13 protein-coding genes are annotated in these 14,649 nt (G+C 71.5%); 1 reads left to right on the plus strand and 12 read right to left on the minus strand.

Annotated features, from left to right (window positions below; translation table 11 throughout):
- Positions 1-66 precede the first annotated feature (66 nt).
- The 8 genes from pyrF to pyrR form a co-directional block, all read right to left on the minus strand.
- Entirely contained in the window at positions 67-903 is an 837-nt protein-coding gene (gene pyrF, locus ACIA3K_RS18145; protein WP_396802328.1) for an orotidine-5'-phosphate decarboxylase, read from the minus strand.
- A gap of 65 nt (positions 904-968) precedes the next feature.
- On the minus strand, positions 969-2,243 hold the full coding sequence (locus tag ACIA3K_RS18150) for an adenosylmethionine--8-amino-7-oxononanoate transaminase (protein ID WP_396802329.1): 1,275 nt from the start codon (positions 2,241-2,243) through the stop codon (positions 969-971).
- A gap of 256 nt (positions 2,244-2,499) precedes the next feature.
- Positions 2,500-3,546, minus strand: a complete 1,047-nt coding sequence (locus tag ACIA3K_RS18155) for a quinone-dependent dihydroorotate dehydrogenase (RefSeq protein WP_396802330.1) — start codon at positions 3,544-3,546, stop codon at positions 2,500-2,502.
- Entirely contained in the window at positions 3,543-6,890 is a 3,348-nt protein-coding gene (gene carB, locus ACIA3K_RS18160; RefSeq protein WP_396802331.1) for a carbamoyl-phosphate synthase large subunit, read from the minus strand. Before carB ends, ACIA3K_RS18155 begins: the two co-directional genes overlap by 4 nt.
- On the minus strand, positions 6,883-8,040 hold the full coding sequence (carA, locus tag ACIA3K_RS18165; protein ID WP_396802332.1) for a glutamine-hydrolyzing carbamoyl-phosphate synthase small subunit: 1,158 nt from the start codon (positions 8,038-8,040) through the stop codon (positions 6,883-6,885). Before carA ends, carB begins: the two co-directional genes overlap by 8 nt.
- Positions 8,037-9,314, minus strand: coding sequence for a dihydroorotase (locus ACIA3K_RS18170; RefSeq protein ID WP_355053079.1), 1,278 nt, complete (start codon positions 9,312-9,314; stop codon positions 8,037-8,039). The genes carA and ACIA3K_RS18170 overlap by 4 nt, the downstream gene beginning before the upstream one ends.
- On the minus strand, positions 9,311-10,237 hold the full coding sequence (locus tag ACIA3K_RS18175) for an aspartate carbamoyltransferase catalytic subunit (protein ID WP_396802333.1): 927 nt from the start codon (positions 10,235-10,237) through the stop codon (positions 9,311-9,313). Before ACIA3K_RS18175 ends, ACIA3K_RS18170 begins: the two co-directional genes overlap by 4 nt.
- Positions 10,234-10,818 carry a bifunctional pyr operon transcriptional regulator/uracil phosphoribosyltransferase PyrR gene (gene pyrR, locus ACIA3K_RS18180; RefSeq protein WP_396802334.1) on the minus strand — a complete coding sequence of 195 codons (585 nt, stop codon included), beginning with the start codon at positions 10,816-10,818 and terminating at the stop codon, positions 10,234-10,236. The genes ACIA3K_RS18175 and pyrR overlap by 4 nt, the downstream gene beginning before the upstream one ends.
- A 289-nt stretch (positions 10,819-11,107) precedes the next feature.
- On the opposite strand from pyrR, the gene ACIA3K_RS18185 reads away from it, so the two are divergent.
- A complete protein-coding gene (locus ACIA3K_RS18185) occupies positions 11,108-11,596 on the plus strand; it encodes a transcriptional regulator (RefSeq protein ID WP_007458348.1) in 489 nt (162 codons plus the stop codon).
- A gap of 93 nt (positions 11,597-11,689) precedes the next feature.
- Here the strand turns inward: ACIA3K_RS18185 and nusB are convergent, their stop codons facing one another.
- The 4 genes from nusB to aroB all read right to left on the minus strand — a co-directional run bounded on the left by nusB (position 11,690) and on the right by aroB (position 14,640).
- Positions 11,690-12,100 carry a transcription antitermination factor NusB gene (gene nusB, locus ACIA3K_RS18190; RefSeq protein WP_355053144.1) on the minus strand — a complete coding sequence of 137 codons (411 nt, stop codon included), beginning with the start codon at positions 12,098-12,100 and terminating at the stop codon, positions 11,690-11,692.
- Positions 12,101-12,123: 23 nt separating this feature from the next.
- Positions 12,124-12,681: an elongation factor P gene (gene efp / locus ACIA3K_RS18195; protein WP_355053076.1), complete on the minus strand. Its 558-nt coding sequence runs from the start codon at positions 12,679-12,681 to the stop codon at positions 12,124-12,126.
- A 451-nt stretch (positions 12,682-13,132) separates the two neighbouring features.
- Complete coding sequence (gene aroQ, locus ACIA3K_RS18200) at positions 13,133-13,564, minus strand: type II 3-dehydroquinate dehydratase (protein WP_396802335.1); 432 nt, start codon at positions 13,562-13,564, stop codon at positions 13,133-13,135.
- The gene (gene aroB, locus ACIA3K_RS18205; protein ID WP_396802336.1) at positions 13,561-14,640 is read right to left on the minus strand and encodes a 3-dehydroquinate synthase; all 1,080 of its coding nucleotides are present in this window, start codon (positions 14,638-14,640) and stop codon (positions 13,561-13,563) included. Before aroB ends, aroQ begins: the two co-directional genes overlap by 4 nt.
- Positions 14,641-14,649: the final 9 nt, after the last annotated feature.

Raw genomic sequence — 14,649 nt, forward strand, 5'->3', positions numbered from 1 at the left:
GTCAACGGAGCTTTCGGCAACGTGGGCGCGCGATGATCATCGCAAAGTGACCGAGCCGTCAGTCAGTCACCGGGCAGCCAGAACGGCCCGACACTCGACCAGCACGCGGTCGGCGGCGGCCCGCAGGGCGTCGGTGTCCGGTCCCGCCGACAGGACCTCACGGGAGTACGACGGGAGCACCGCGGCGAGGCTGGAGCCGAAGACGGTACGCAGATCGGCGGCGCCCGCACCCTGCGCGCCGAGCCCCGGAGCGAGCAGCGGCCCACCCACGGTGGACAGGTCATGACCCGTGTCACCGATGGTGGCCCCGACCACCAGACCGAAGCTGCCGAGGGGGTCAGCACCGCTGTTGAGCTGGGAAATCTCGTCGATCACGGTCTGCGCCACGGTGCGTCCGTCGGCCGTCCGGGCCCGCTGCACGGCCGCGCCCTCGGGGTTCGAGGTGAGGGCCAGCACGAAGACCCCGCCGCCGTGTTTGGTGGCCAACTCGAACATCGGCGCCAGCGAACCTACTCCCAGGTAGGGACTGGCCGTGACCGCGTCGACATACAGAGGACTGGATGGATCCAGGTACGCGGAGGCGTACGCGCTGACCGTTGAGCCGATGTCGCCGCGCTTGACGTCGAGCAGAACGAGCGATCCGGCTTCTCGTAACTGTCGGATAGTTGACTCAAGAATCGCCACACCGCGGGATCCGAATCGCTCGAAAAAGGCCGACTGAGGCTTGACAACCGCAACCCGGTCACCGAGCGCATCCACCACGGTTCGGGCGAACCGGTCCAGACCGTCGACGTCGTCGGCGAGACCCCAGCGGGCCAGCAGCCCGGGATGCGGGTCGATGCCCACGCAGAGCGGTCCACGCTCGGTGACGGCCCGGTGCAGCCGGGTTCCGAAGCTCTCCATCGGCGTACTTCCCCTCTTGTCGCCCGGGCGGCGGGCCGCCTCCCGGGATGCTTGTCGGTTCCCGCTCAGCCGGCCGCCACGGCCGCCGCCACCCCGGCCGCGATCCGGGCCAGGTCGGCGTCGTCCGTGACGTACGGCGGCATCGTGTAGATCAGGTCGCGGAAGGGCCGCAGCCAGACGCCCCGGTCGGCGGCGGCCATGGTGGCCGCGCCGAGGTCGACGTCGTGGTCGAGCTGGACCACGCCGATCGCCCCGAGCACCCGCACATCGGCCACTCCCGGCAGGGCGCGCAGCGGCTCCAGGCCGGCGCGCAGCCCCGCGCCGATCCGGGACACCTGCGCCGCCCAGTCGCCCGTCCGTAGCAGCCCGATGGAGGCGTTGGCGACCGCGCAGGCCAGCGGGTTGCCCATGAACGTCGGACCGTGCGCCAGGACGCCGTCAGCGGAGATCCCACGCGCGATCTCCGGGGTGCACAGCGCCGCGGCCAGGGTCAGGTAGCCGCCGGTGAGCGCCTTGCCCACGCACATCACGTCCGGGGACACCCCGGCGTGCTCGGCGGCGAACATCGTGCCGGTACGACCGAACCCGGTCGCGATCTCGTCGAAGATCAGCAGCACCCCGTGCGCGCGGGTCACCTCGCGCAGCGCCCGCAGGTAACCCGGATGGTGGAAGCGCATCCCACCCGCGCCCTGCACCACCGGTTCCACGATGACCGCGGCCAGTTCGTGGGCGTGCCGCTCGACGGCGTCCACCAACGCCGCCACGTACGCCTCGTCCGGCGGATCGGCGAACCCACCCGGCGGGACCGGGGCGAAGACCTGCCGGGGCAGCACGTCACCCCAGAGGTGGTGCATCCCGCCCTCGGGGTCGCAGACGCTCATCGGATGGAACGTGTCACCGTGGTACCCGCCCCGCCAGGTGGCCAGCCGACGCCGTTCCGGCCGGCCGACCGCCCGCTGGTACTGCAGGCACATCTTCACGGCCACCTCGACGCTGACCGACCCGGAGTCGGCCAGGAACACGTGCTCCAACCCTTCCGGGGCCAGCTCGACCAGCGTCCGCGCGAGCCGTACGGCGGGCTCGTGGGTGAGTCCGCCGAACATCACGTGGCTCATCCGCCCGAGCTGGTCGGTCACGGCCGCGTCCAGCACCGGGTGCCGGTAGCCGTGGACCGCCGCCCACCAGGACGACATCCCGTCCACCAACTCCCGGCCGTCGGCAAGGGTCAGCCGTACCCCCTCGGCGCTGCGGACCACGAACGGCGCGTTCGTCGGCGGCAGCGTGGCGTACGGATGCCAGACGTGCGCGCGGTCGACGGCCAGGATCTCCTCGGGTGTCACCCGTACTCCTTCCGGACCGGCCCGGGCCGACCGGCCCGACCGGCGTGATCGGCGCCGGCCGTGCGCACGGCCGCACGGCCGGACCGCACCTCCCCCCGGCCCCCTTTGCTCTGCTTCAGCGGAGGCGACACCTGGTGTCCGGATACCGGACGCCCACTGTCTCCTTGGTTGAAGCAGAGCAAAGGCGGCAGTGACCGGTCGGGGTCCTCGGCCGACCGACGGACGGACCCGGCGGTGCCGCCGGGCCGACGGCTGGTCACCGGCCGGCGACCGGATCCGGCGTCGCCGCCGTGGCGCTCGCGCGGGCCGCCGCCCGGACCAGGGCCGGGCCCCGGTAGATGAAGCCCGTGTAGAGCTGCACGAGGGCGGCGCCGGCATCGAACATCCGGGTGGCGTCGTCCGGGTCGAGCACGCCGCCGACCCCGACGATGGGCAGCCGGCCGCCGGTCTCGCGGTGCACGAAGGCCACCACGTCCCGGGCACGGCCGGTCAGCGGCCGACCGGACAGGCCGCCGGCCTCTGCGCCACGGTCGGTGTCCACGGCGGCCAGCCCGTCGCGGGCCAGGGTGGTGTTGGTGGCGATCACCCCGGCGGCGCCTCGGGCCAGGCAGACCTCCAGCAACTCGGCGATCGCCGCCTCGGTCAGGTCCGGCGCGATCTTCACCAGCACCGGCTTCTCCCCCACCAGCGCGCCGAGCAGCGCGTCCAGGTGGGCACGGTCCTGCAACGACCGCAGACCTGGCGTGTTCGGCGACGACACGTTCACCGCGAAGTAGTCGCCGTGCCCACGCAGCGCCCGGTACGAGGCCAGGTAGTCCTCGACCGCCTCGTCGAGCGGAGTCACCTTGGACTTGCCCAGCGAGATGCCCAACGGCACCCCGAGTGGACGGGGCAACGCCGCCAGCCGGGCGGCCAACGCCTCGGCGCCGGCGTTGTTGAAGCCCATCCGGTTGACCACCGCCTCGCTGGCCGGCAGCCGGAACAGCCGGGGCCGCGGATTGCCCGGCTGGGCGTGCGCGGTGACCGTGCCGACCTCCACGAAGCCGAAGCCGAGCGCCGGCCAGGCCGGCAGCGCGGCGCCGTCCTTGTCCATGCCGGCGGCCAACCCGACCGGGTTGGGGAATCGCACGCCGAAGACCGTGCGCGGCGCTTCGACGACGTACCGGGCCCGCAGCGCGGCCAGCGCAGCGGGACGCCGCGACAGTGCGGCCAACCGCCGCAGCGTCCACTCGTGCGCCGTCTCGGCGTCCCCGCCGCCGAGCCGGAACAACCCGGGCCGGACGACCCGCTCGAACACCGTCACTGCGCCGCCCGCAGGGTCGCGTGTAGATCCTGCAACGGGCGCACCCGCATGTCGCCCCGGATACGTGCCTCGATCCCCATCACGGCCGCGGCGGCGCCGGGGACCGTGGTGATGCACGGGATGTCGGCGGTGACGGCCGCGCTGCGGATCTCGTACCCGTCGGAGCGGGCGCTCGCGCCCGAGCCCTGCGGCGTGTTGATCACCAGGGCCACGTCTCCGCGCAGGATCAGCGACACGGCGTCGTCGCCCTCGCCGGCCTGGTAGTGCTTGCGGATCTGCTCGCAGGCGATGCCGTGCCGGCGCAGCACCTCGGCGGTACCGGCGGTCGCCACGATCTCGAAGCCCAGGTCGGCCAGCCGCTTGATCGGGAAGATCATGCCGCGCTTGTCGCGGTTGGCCACCGACACGAAGATCTTCCCGGCGGTCGGCAACGACCCGTACGCGGCCGACTGGCTCTTGGCGAAGGCGTGCCCGAAGTTGGTGTCGATGCCCATCACCTCACCCGTCGACTTCATCTCCGGGCCGAGCAGCGAGTCGATCCCCTTGCCCGCGCGGGTACGGAAGCGCTTGAACGGCAGCACCGCCTCCTTGACCGCGATCGGCGCGTCGGCGGGCATCGTCCCACCGTCCCCCGTCGCCGGGAGCAGACCCTCGGCACGCAGCTCGGCGATGGTCGCGCCCAGCGCGATCCGGGCCGCCGCCTTGGCCAGCGGCACCGCCGTCGCCTTCGAGACGAACGGAACCGTCCGCGACGCGCGCGGGTTGGCCTCCAGCACGTAGAGCACGTCGTCCTTGAGCGCGTACTGCACGTTGAGCAGACCGCGCACGCCGACACCCCGGGCGATGGCCTCGGTGTACCGGCGGACCTCGGCCAGGTGCGAGCCCGCCAGGGTGATCGGCGGCAACGCGCAGGACGAGTCTCCGGAGTGGATACCGGCCTCTTCGATGTGCTCCATCACGCCGCCGATGTAGACCTCGCCGTCGGCGTCGCACAGGGCGTCCACGTCGATCTCGATGGCGTCGTCGAGGAACCGGTCCACCAGCACCGGGTGGTCGCCGGAGATGTCGGTGGCCCGGCCGATGTAGTCACGCAGCGTCGGGTCGTCGTACACGATCTCCATGCCGCGCCCACCGAGCACGTAGGACGGACGGACCAGTACCGGGTAGCCGATCTCGTCGGCGATCGTCTTGGCCTCGTCGTACGAGGTGGCCATGCCGTGTGCCGGCGCGCGCAGCCCGGCGCGGGCCAGAACGGCGCCGAACGCGCCCCGCTCCTCGGCCAGGTGGATCGACTCCGGCGAAGTGCCGACCACCGGCACGCCCGCGTCCTTGAGCCGCTGCGCCAATCCCAGCGGGGTCTGGCCGCCGAGCTGCACGACCACACCGACCACGCCCGGGCCTCCGGCCGCGCGCCCGGAGGAGTCCTCCGCGTGCCAGGCCTCCAGGACGTCCTCGAAGGTCAGCGGCTCGAAGTAGAGCCGGTCGGCGGTGTCGTAGTCGGTCGACACCGTCTCCGGGTTGCAGTTGACCATCACGGTCTCGTAGCCGGCCGCCCGCAGCGCCTGCACGGCGTGCACGCACGAGTAGTCGAACTCGATGCCCTGCCCGATCCGGTTCGGGCCGGAGCCGAGGATCAGCACCTTCGGCCGGTCCGACGGCACGACCTCGGTCTCGGAGTCGTACGACGAGTAGTGGTAGGGCGTGCTGGCCTCGAACTCGGCCGCGCAGGTGTCGACGGTCTTGTAGACCGGGCGGACGTCGAGGCGGTGCCGCAGGGCGCGTACGCCGTCCTCGGCCGCCAGCTCCGGACGCAGCGCGGCGAGCTGCCGGTCGGAGAGCCCGGCCCGCTTGGCACGGCGCAGCAGCTCGGCGTCGAGCACCGGCGCGTCGACGATCTCGGTCCGCAGCTCGATCAACGCCGCGATCTGGTCCAGGAACCAGGGGTCGATGCCGCCGGACGCCTCGCTCACCTCGCTGATCGACGCGCCGAGACGCAGCGCCCGTTCCACGGTGTAGAGCCGGCCGTCGTGCGGCACGCGCAGCGCGGCGAGGGTGTCCGCCAGGGTGACGCCCGCCGGATCCGGAGTGGTCCAGAAGCCGACCGCCTTGGTTTCCATCGACCGCATGGCCTTGTTCAGCGCCTCGCTGAAGTTGCGCCCGAGACTCATGGCCTCGCCCACCGACTTCATCGTGGTGGTCAGCTCCGGGTCCGCGCCGGGGAACTTCTCGAACGCGAACCGGGGGATCTTCACCACCACGTAGTCCAGGGTCGGCTCGAACGCCGCCGGGGTCTTCAGCGTGATGTCGTTGGGGATCTCGTCGAGCGTGTAGCCGATGGCCAGCTTCGCGGCGATCTTCGCGATCGGGAAACCGGTCGCCTTGGAAGCCAGCGCCGAGGAGCGCGACACCCGGGGGTTCATCTCGATCACGACGATCCGGCCGTCGACCGGGTTGACCGCGAACTGGATGTTGCAGCCGCCGGTGTCCACCCCGACCTCGCGCAGCACGGCGATACCCAGGTCACGAAGGTGCTGGTACTCCCGGTCGGTGAGCGTCATGGCCGGGGCCACGGTGACGCTGTCGCCGGTGTGCACGCCCATCGGGTCGATGTTCTCGATGGAGCAGACGACCACCACGTTGTCGTGCCGGTCGCGCATCAGCTCCAGCTCGTACTCCTTCCAGCCGAGCACGCTCTCCTCGATCAGGACCTCGTGCACCGGGCTGGCCGCCAGGCCGTCGCCGGCGATGCGGGCCAGGTCCTCCGGGGTGTGCGCCATGCCGGAGCCCAGGCCGCCCATCGTGAACGACGGCCGGATCACCACCGGCAGGCCCAGCTCGGCGACGGTCGCCTCGACCTCGTCCATCGAGTGGCACACCCGGGAACGGGGCACCAGCGTGGCCGGGTCCTCGACGCCGAGGCGTACGCCGGCCTTCGCGACGATCTCCTTGAAGAGCTGGCGGTCCTCACCCCGGTTGATGGCGTCGATGTTCGCGCCGATCAGCTCGACGCCGTACTTCTCCAGGACGCCGTTGGAGTGCAGGGCGACGGCGGTGTTCAGCGCGGTCTGCCCGCCGAGGGTCGCCAGGATCGCGTCCGGGCGCTCCTTGGCGATGACCAGCTCGACGAACTCCGGGGTGATCGGCTCGACGTACGTCGCGTCGGCGAACTCCGGGTCGGTCATGATCGTGGCCGGGTTGGAGTTGACCAGGCTGACCCGGATCCCCTCGCTGCGCAGCACCCGGCACGCCTGGGTGCCGGAGTAGTCGAACTCGCAGGCCTGGCCGATGACGATCGGCCCGGAGCCGATGACGAGGATGTGCTTCAGATCGGTCCGCTTAGGCATTGCTGCGCCCCTTGCTGTGGTTCCGGCTTCCGATCAACTCGGCGAAGCGGTCGAAGAGGTAGTCCGCGTCGTGGGGACCGGCCGCCGCCTCCGGGTGGTACTGGACGGTGAAGGCGGGGACGTCCACGGCCCGCAGCCCCTCGACCACGTTGTCGTTGAGGCAGACGTGCGACACCTGGACACCACCGAAGTCGGTGTCGATCACCTGGTCGGGAACCACCGCGCCGGCACCCGGCACCTCGACCGCGAAGCCGTGGTTGTGGCTGGTGACCTCGACCTTGCCGGTGGCCCGGTCGAGCACCGGCTGGTTGATGCCCCGGTGGCCGTAGCCCAGCTTGTAGGTGCCGAACCCGAGCGCCCGACCGAGGATCTGGCTGCCGAAGCAGATGCCGAACAGCGGCACCTGCCGCCGCAGCGCCTCCCGGGCCACCGCCACCGGACCGTCGGCCGTGGCCGGGTCACCGGGTCCGGGCGATAGGAAGATCGCGTCGGCGCCGGTGGCGAGCAGGTCCTCGATGCTCGACGAGGCCGGCAGCACGTGGGTGGTCACCCCGCGCGCGGCGAGCCGGCGCGGCACGTTGCGCTTGATCCCCAGGTCGAGCGCGGCCACCGTGAACCGGTGCTCGCCGATCGCGTCGACGACGTACGGCTCGGGAGTGGTCACCTCGGTGGACAGGTCCGCGCCGACCATCTGCGGTGACTGCCGGACCCGGGCCAGCAGGCTCTGCGGGTCCTTCTCGACACTGGAGATGCCCACCCGCATGGCACCCCGATCGCGCAGGTGCCGGGTCAGCGCACGGGTGTCCACCCCGCTGATGCCCACCACGCCCTCGGTGGCGAGGCGGTCCTCGAGACCGCCGGTGGCCCGCCAGTTCGAGCCGATCCGGGCCGGGTCGCGGACCACGTACCCGGCCACCCAGATTCGACTGGACTCGTCGTCCTCGCCGTTGACGCCGGTGTTGCCGATGTGCGGGGCGGTCTGCACGACCACCTGACGGTGGTAGGACGGGTCGGTCAGCGTCTCCTGGTAACCGGTCATGCCGGTGGTGAAGACCGCCTCGCCGAAGGTCTCCCCGACGCTGCCGTACGCCTCACCGGGGAACGTGCGCCCGTCCTCGAGCACGAGGATCGCGGAACGTCTACGCGTCACTTGATTGCCTTTCCGTCCAGGACCGTCGGCTCGCCGCGCAGGAAGGTCGCCACGATGCGACCCGGCAGCGTCATGCGGGCGTACGGGGTGTTGCGACTGCGGCTGGCCAGCTCTGCCGGCTCGATGGTGCGGCGGGCGGCCGGGTCGACCAGGGTCAGGGTGGCCGGGGCGCCCGGGGCGGGATCGACGCCGTGCCCGGTCAGGCCGGCGATCCGGGCGGGGACGCGGGACATCCGCTCGGCGATCAGGTCCCACTCGGGACCGAGCACGTCCAGCGCGATGGACAGCGCCGTCTCCAGGCCGAGCATCCCCGGCCGGGCGTACGCCCACTCGCACTCCTTGTCCTCCACGGCGTGCGGGGCGTGGTCGGTGGCGATGATGTCGATCACGCCGTCGGCGAGCGCGGCGCGCAGCGCGGCGACGTCGGCGGCCGTACGCAACGGCGGGTTGACCTTGAAGACCGGGTCGTAGCTCTCCGCGCGCTCGTCGGTGAGCAACAGGTGGTGCGGGGTGACCTCGGCGGTGACGCGCACCCCGCGGGCCTTGGCCTGGCGCAGCACCTCGACGCTGCCGGCGGTGGAGACGTGGCAGACGTGCAGTCGGCTGCCCACGTGCTCGGCGAGCAGCACGTCCCGGGCGATGATCGCCTCCTCGGCGACCGCCGGCCAGCCGATCAGCCCGAGCCGGGTGGAGACCTCACCCTCGTGCATCTGGGCGCCCTCGGTGAGGCGGGGCTCCTCGGCATGCTGGGCGATGATCCCGTCGAACGCCTTGACGTACTCCAGGGCCCGGCGCATCAGCAACGGGTCGGCGACGCAGTGCCCGTCGTCGGAGAAGATCCGTACCCGGGCGGCGGAGTCGGCCATCGCCCCCAACTCGGCGAGGCGCTCGCCGGCCAACCCGACGGTGACCGCCCCGATCGGCTGCACGTCGACCATCCCGGCCTCCCGGCCGAGCCGCCAGACCTGCTCGACCACGCCGGCGGTGTCCGCGACCGGCGACGTGTTGGCCATCGCGCAGACCGCCGTGTAGCCGCCCAGCGCCGCCGCCCGGGAACCGGACTCGACCGTCTCGGCGTCCTCCCGGCCGGGTTCGCGCAGGTGGGTGTGCAGGTCGACCAGGCCGGGCAGGGCCACCAGGCCGGTTCCGTCGATGACGGTGGCGTCCGGCGCGGACAGCCCCGGACCGACCTCGGCGACGACGCCGTCGCGGATCAGCAGGTCGGTCGGCGCGGCGCCGACGATGCTCACGCTGGTGATGAGGTACGCGGTCACCGGTTGTTCCCTCCGAGCAGCAGGTACAGAACAGCCATCCGGACGGAGACCCCGTTGGTGACCTGTTCGACGATGGTGGAGCGGGGTGAGTCGGCGACCTCGGGGGTGATCTCCATCCCGCGGTTCATCGGACCGGGGTGCATGACGATCGCGTGCTCGGGCAGGCGACGCATCCGGGGACCGTCCAGCCCGTAGCGGCGGGCGTACTCGCGGGCGGAGGGGAAGTAGGAGTCCCGCATCCGCTCCCGCTGCACGCGCAGCATCATCACCGCGTCCACGTTCGGCAGCACCGAGTCGAGGTCGTACGACACGTCGATGCCCGGGGCGAGCGCTCCGGCGATGTCGACGGGGATGAGCGTGGGCGGGCCGACCAGGGTGACCTTCGCGCCGAGGGTCGACAGGAGCAGCACGTTGGAGCGGGCCACCCGGGAGTGCAGCACGTCCCCGACCACCGCGACCGACAGGCCGGCGAGCCGGCCCAGCCGGGCCCGCATGGTGTACGCGTCGAGCAGCGCCTGGGTCGGGTGCTCGTGCGTGCCGTCGCCCGCGTTCACGACCGACCCGTCCACCCAGTTGGCCAGGCGGTGCGGGGCGCCGGAGGCGGGGTGCCGTACGACGACCGCGTCCGCGCCCATCGCCTGCAGGGTCAGCGCCGTGTCCTTCAGGCTCTCGCCCTTGGCGACGCTGGACCCCTTGGCGGAAAAGTTGATCACATCGGCGCTCAGTCGCTTCGCCGCCGCCTCGAACGAGATCCGGGTCCGGGTGGAGTCCTCGTAGAAGAGGTTCACCACCGTCCGGCCGCGCAGCGCGGGCAGCTTCTTGATCTCCCGGCCGGCGACGGTGGCCATCTCGGCGGCGGTGTCCAGGATCTCGGTGGCGGTGTCGGCGTCCAGGTCCGCGCCGGAGAGCAGGTGCCTGATCATGAGTGAGCTCCCCCGTAGAGCTTGACCTCGTCCGTTCCGTCGGTCTCGGCGAGCGTCACCTTGACGCTCTCGGCGAGCGCGGTGGGGATGTTCTTGCCGACGTAGTCGGCGCGGATCGGCAGCTCGCGGTGGCCGCGGTCGACCAGCACGGCGAGTTGCACGGACGCCGGCCGACCGACGTCGTTGAGCGCGTCGAGCGCGGCCCGCACGGTGCGGCCGGAGAAGAGCACGTCGTCGACGAGGATCACCCTCTTGCCGTCGATGCCGCCGCTGGGCACCTGGGTCGGGCCGATCGCGCGGGTGGCGTGCCGGCGCAGGTCGTCGCGGTAGAGCGTGATGTCGAGCACACCGACCGGGACGACGACGTCCTCGAAGGTGCTGATCCGGGCGGCGAGCCGCCGCGCGAGGGGGACGCCGCGGGTGGGAATCCCAAGCAGCACGGTGTCGGCCGCTCCCTGGGTCTTCTCCAGGATCTGGTGGGCGATGCGGTCGACCACCCGCTGCACGTCGGCGCTGGCGAGGATCACCTTCACCGAGGGTTGTCGCGGTGGTGACGGGCGGGCAGCCTGTGGGGACGCCACGGCGGACCTCCTTCCCCGCCTCACGGGACGGGTCGTTAAAGGATGTCGGGCACCTCCGGCCGGGGAGCGTGAGCCGCCCTGGCCGGGGCTTCACGCCACGTTACCAGTGGTCACCGCGCCGACCGACAGCGGCCGCTGACCACCGGATCAGATCCCTGAAACACCGCTGACCCCCTCGGCCCTCCCCAACGGTAAGGTCACGACCACTTGACCAGGTGTCCCATTCCCCGTACCGTCACGCTCCGTAGCGATCGACGGGAGAACCCCGAGCAGCACTGGGAGTGTCCGAATGCCCTCTGAATACGCCAAATCTCTGGGCGCCCGCCTGCGCTCCATCCGCCAGCAGCAGGGCCTCTCCCTGCAGGGTGTGGAGGAGAAGTCGAACGGGCGGTGGAAGGCCGTGGTGGTCGGCTCGTACGAGCGTGGCGACCGGGCCGTGACGGTGTCCCGTCTGGCCGAGCTGGCCGAGTTCTACCGTGTCCCCGTCTCGGAGCTGCTGCCCGACGGCAGCGGTGTCCGGCACGAGCCCACCAGCAAGATCGTCCTGGACCTGGAGCGGCTCTACGACGAGGCCTCCGAGGACCTGGCCTACGTCGCCCGCTACGCCCGCGCGATCCAGCAGCAGCGCGGTGACTACAACGGCCGGGTGCTCTCCATCCGCGCCGACGACCTCCGGGCGCTCGCCATCGTCTACGACGCCTCACCGTCGGGTCTGATCGAGCGGCTCACCGAGCACGGCGTGCTGGTGGCCGACCCCCGGGCGTTCTTCGCCTCCTGAGCTGTCGCTTCACTGATCTGCCGTTCGACGAGAAGGGCCCGTGCCAGCTGGCACGGCCCCTTCTCGTTCGCGGTGCTCGGTGCTCGCGTCGGCTCAGCGGGTGGCGTACTCGGCGATGCGGCCGAGCACACCGTTGAGGAAGCGCGGCGAATCATCGGTCGACATCTGCCGGGCCAGCTCGACCGCCTCGCTGATCGCCACCGCGTCGTCGATCTCGTCGACGTAGAGCAGCTCGTAGACGGCGATCCGGGCCAGGTTGCGGTCGACCACCGGCATCCGGTCGAGGGTCCAGCCCTCGGCGTAGCTGGCGATCAGCTCGTCGATCCGATCAAGGTGCTCGGCGACCCCCTCGACCAGCCCCACGGTGTAGCCAAGGTGCTCCGGGCGGGGCTGTTCGATGCGCTGGAGGTAACCGGCCAGAACCTCGACGGGCGGACGATCCCGCAGATCGGCCTCGTACAGGACGTCCAGCGCCCGCTTGCGCGCCTTGCGGCGCGCCGGCATCTGCTGCTTGGGACCCTCAGCCATCAGGCGCGGCCGAGGTAACGGCCGTCGCGGGTGTCGACCTTGATCTTCTCACCGGTGGTGATGAACAGCGGAACCGGCACGGTCGCCCCGGTCTCGACGGTCGCCGGCTTGGTGCCACCGGTCGAGCGGTCACCCTGCAGACCCGGCTCGGTGTAGGTCACCTCGAGCACGACGCTGGTGGGCAGCTCGATGTAGAGCGGCACATCCTCGTGGGTGGCGACGGTCGCCTCCGCCTCGGGCAGCAGATAGTTGGCTGCCTCCCCGACGGTGCCGCCGGGCACGGTGATCTGGTCGAAGGTCTCCAGATCCATGAAGACGAAGTCCTCACCGTCGGCGTACAGGTACTGCATCGTGCGCTTGTCCACGGTCGCGGTCTCGACCTTGGTGCCCGCGTTGAAGGTCTTGTCGACCACCTTCCCGGACAGCACGTTCTTCAGCGTGGTGCGGACGAACGCACCACCCTTACCGGGCTTGACGTGCTGGAACTCGACGACGGACCAGAGCTCGCCGTCAAGGTTGAGTACCAGGCCGTTTTTGAGGTCGTTGGTGGAGGCCATTTCCTGCCTTGATCATCAATTGGCGGACAGACCTGGCAAGTCTACAAGCTGCGCCGAGATGTGTTACCCGCCGTGGTCGGCCGTCCGCGACCACGATGCCCCGAGAACGACCGGTGCACGTCCGCCGTGCCGCCAACACCCCGAGATTGGTTACAAGCCGTTACCGACCGGCCGCCCCCGGCCGCACCACTCCCGCAGCCTTTGCTCTGCTTCACCCCAGGCAACAGTCACCCTGAGTGGCATTCGACAGGGAGAGCCGTCTGCCTCGACACCGACTATGCGCAGCTCACCGCAGGTGTTTCCGTGATTGAAGCAGAGCAAAGGACGCGACGACCGGGGCGACCGCCGGAGCGCGGCCGACAGTCAGCGACAGCCAGTGACGGCCCACGTCCAGCAGCGTCGTTACGCAGCGTGATTCGACGCGGCGGGGGGCAGGAGACGCAGTTGCCGTTCAGGCGGTGCGGGTGGCGAGGTGGTGCAGCGCGAGACGGTAGCCGTCAATGCCGAGACCGCAGATCACCCCGGTCGCCACGGCGGAGACCACCGAATGGTGCCGGAACTCCTCGCGGGTGTGGATGTTCGAGATGTGCACCTCCACCAGCGGCCCACGCAGCATGGCGCACGCGTCGCGCACCGCGTACGAGTAGTGCGACCAGGCGGCCGGGTTGAGCACCACGGCCGCGCCCTCGTCGGCGGCGTCGTGCAGCCAGCCGAGCAGCTCGTGCTCGGCGTCGGTCTGCCGGACCGTGACGTCGAGTCCCAGCTCCCGACCGGTGGCCTCGCACAGCGCCACCAGGTCGGCGTAGGTCGTCGAGCCGTACACGGCGGGCTCCCGGGTGCCCAGCCGACCCAGGTTCGGCCCGTTCAGCACGTACACCCTCATGCAGTGGCCAGCTCGCGGTAGGCGGCTTCGAGCAGGGCGTCATCCGGGCCCTCCAGCATCGCCGGCCGGGCCAGCCCGTCCAGCACCACGAACCGCAGCCGGGCGCCCCGGGCCTTCTTGTCGACCCGCATCGTGGCCAGCAGCCGCGGCCAGGCCTCGGCGGGGTAGCTCACCGGCAGGCCGAGCGCCGTCAGGGTGCTCCGGTGCCGGTCGGCGGTCGGGGCGTCCAGCCGGCCGGCGAGCCGGGCCAGCGTGGCGGCGTACACCAGGCCGACCGCGACCGCTAGACCGTGCCGCCAGCGGTAGCCCTCGTTCTGCTCGATCGCGTGCGCCAGCGTGTGGCCGTAGTTGAGCACCTCCCGGACGCCCGACTCACGCAGGTCGCCGGCCACCACGTCGGCCTTGACCCGGATCGCCCGCTCGATCAGCTCCCGGGTCACCGGCCCGCGCGGGTCGGTCGCCGCCGCCGGGTCACGCTCGACAAGATCCAGGATCACCGGGTCGGCGATGAACCCGCACTTGACCACCTCGGCCAACCCGGCCGCCAGGTCGACGGCGGGCAGGCTGTCGAGGGTGGCCAGGTCGGCGAGCACACCGACCGGCGGGTGGAACGCGCCCACCAGGTTCTTGCCGGCGGCGGTGTTGATCCCCGTCTTGCCGCCCACGGCCGCGTCCACCATGCCCAGCAGGGAGGTGGCGACCGGCACCCAGCGCACCCCGCGCAGCCAGCAGGCCGCGACGAACCCGGCCAGGTCGGTCACCGCGCCGCCGCCGACCCCGACCACCGCGTCGGTACGCGTGAAACCGGCCGCGCCGAGCCGGTCCCAGCAGGCGGCCGCCACGTCGATCTGCTTGCCCGACTCCGCGTCGGGCACCTCGATCGGCAGCGGCTCGACGCCCGCCGCGCGCAGCCGTTCACCGAGCGCGTCGGCCAGGGCCTTGAGCGGGGGCGTGTGCAGCACCGCCGCCCGGGTCGCGCCGGGCAGCAGCCCCGGCAGCGCGCCCAGCAGGTCGCGTCCTACCAGCACGTCGTACGGTCGTTCGCCGCCGACCGGAATCCGGGTCACCTCGTCCATCGCCGGCAG

Source organism: Micromonospora sp. NPDC051543, assembly GCF_044454415.1.
Taxonomy (GTDB): Bacteria; Actinomycetota; Actinomycetes; order Mycobacteriales; family Micromonosporaceae; genus Micromonospora.

Excerpts from the sequence above, each read along its gene's own strand:
- pyrF (WP_396802328.1), bottom strand. The coding sequence starts at position 903 with ATGGAGAGCTTCGGAACCCGGCTGCACCGGGCCGTCACCGAGCGTGGA.
- nusB (WP_355053144.1), bottom strand. The coding sequence starts at position 12,100 with ATGCCGGCGCGCCGCAAGGCGCGCAAGCGGGCGCTGGACGTCCTGTAC.
- carB (WP_396802331.1), bottom strand. The coding sequence starts at position 6,890 with ATGCCTAAGCGGACCGATCTGAAGCACATCCTCGTCATCGGCTCCGGG.
- aroQ (WP_396802335.1), bottom strand. The coding sequence starts at position 13,564 with ATGAGGGTGTACGTGCTGAACGGGCCGAACCTGGGTCGGCTGGGCACC.
- aroB (WP_396802336.1), bottom strand. The coding sequence starts at position 14,640 with ATGGACGAGGTGACCCGGATTCCGGTCGGCGGCGAACGACCGTACGAC.
- ACIA3K_RS18175 (WP_396802333.1), bottom strand. The coding sequence starts at position 10,237 with ATGATCAGGCACCTGCTCTCCGGCGCGGACCTGGACGCCGACACCGCC.
- efp (WP_355053076.1), bottom strand. The coding sequence starts at position 12,681 with ATGGCCTCCACCAACGACCTCAAAAACGGCCTGGTACTCAACCTTGAC.
- ACIA3K_RS18185 (WP_007458348.1), top strand. The coding sequence starts at position 11,108 with ATGCCCTCTGAATACGCCAAATCTCTGGGCGCCCGCCTGCGCTCCATC.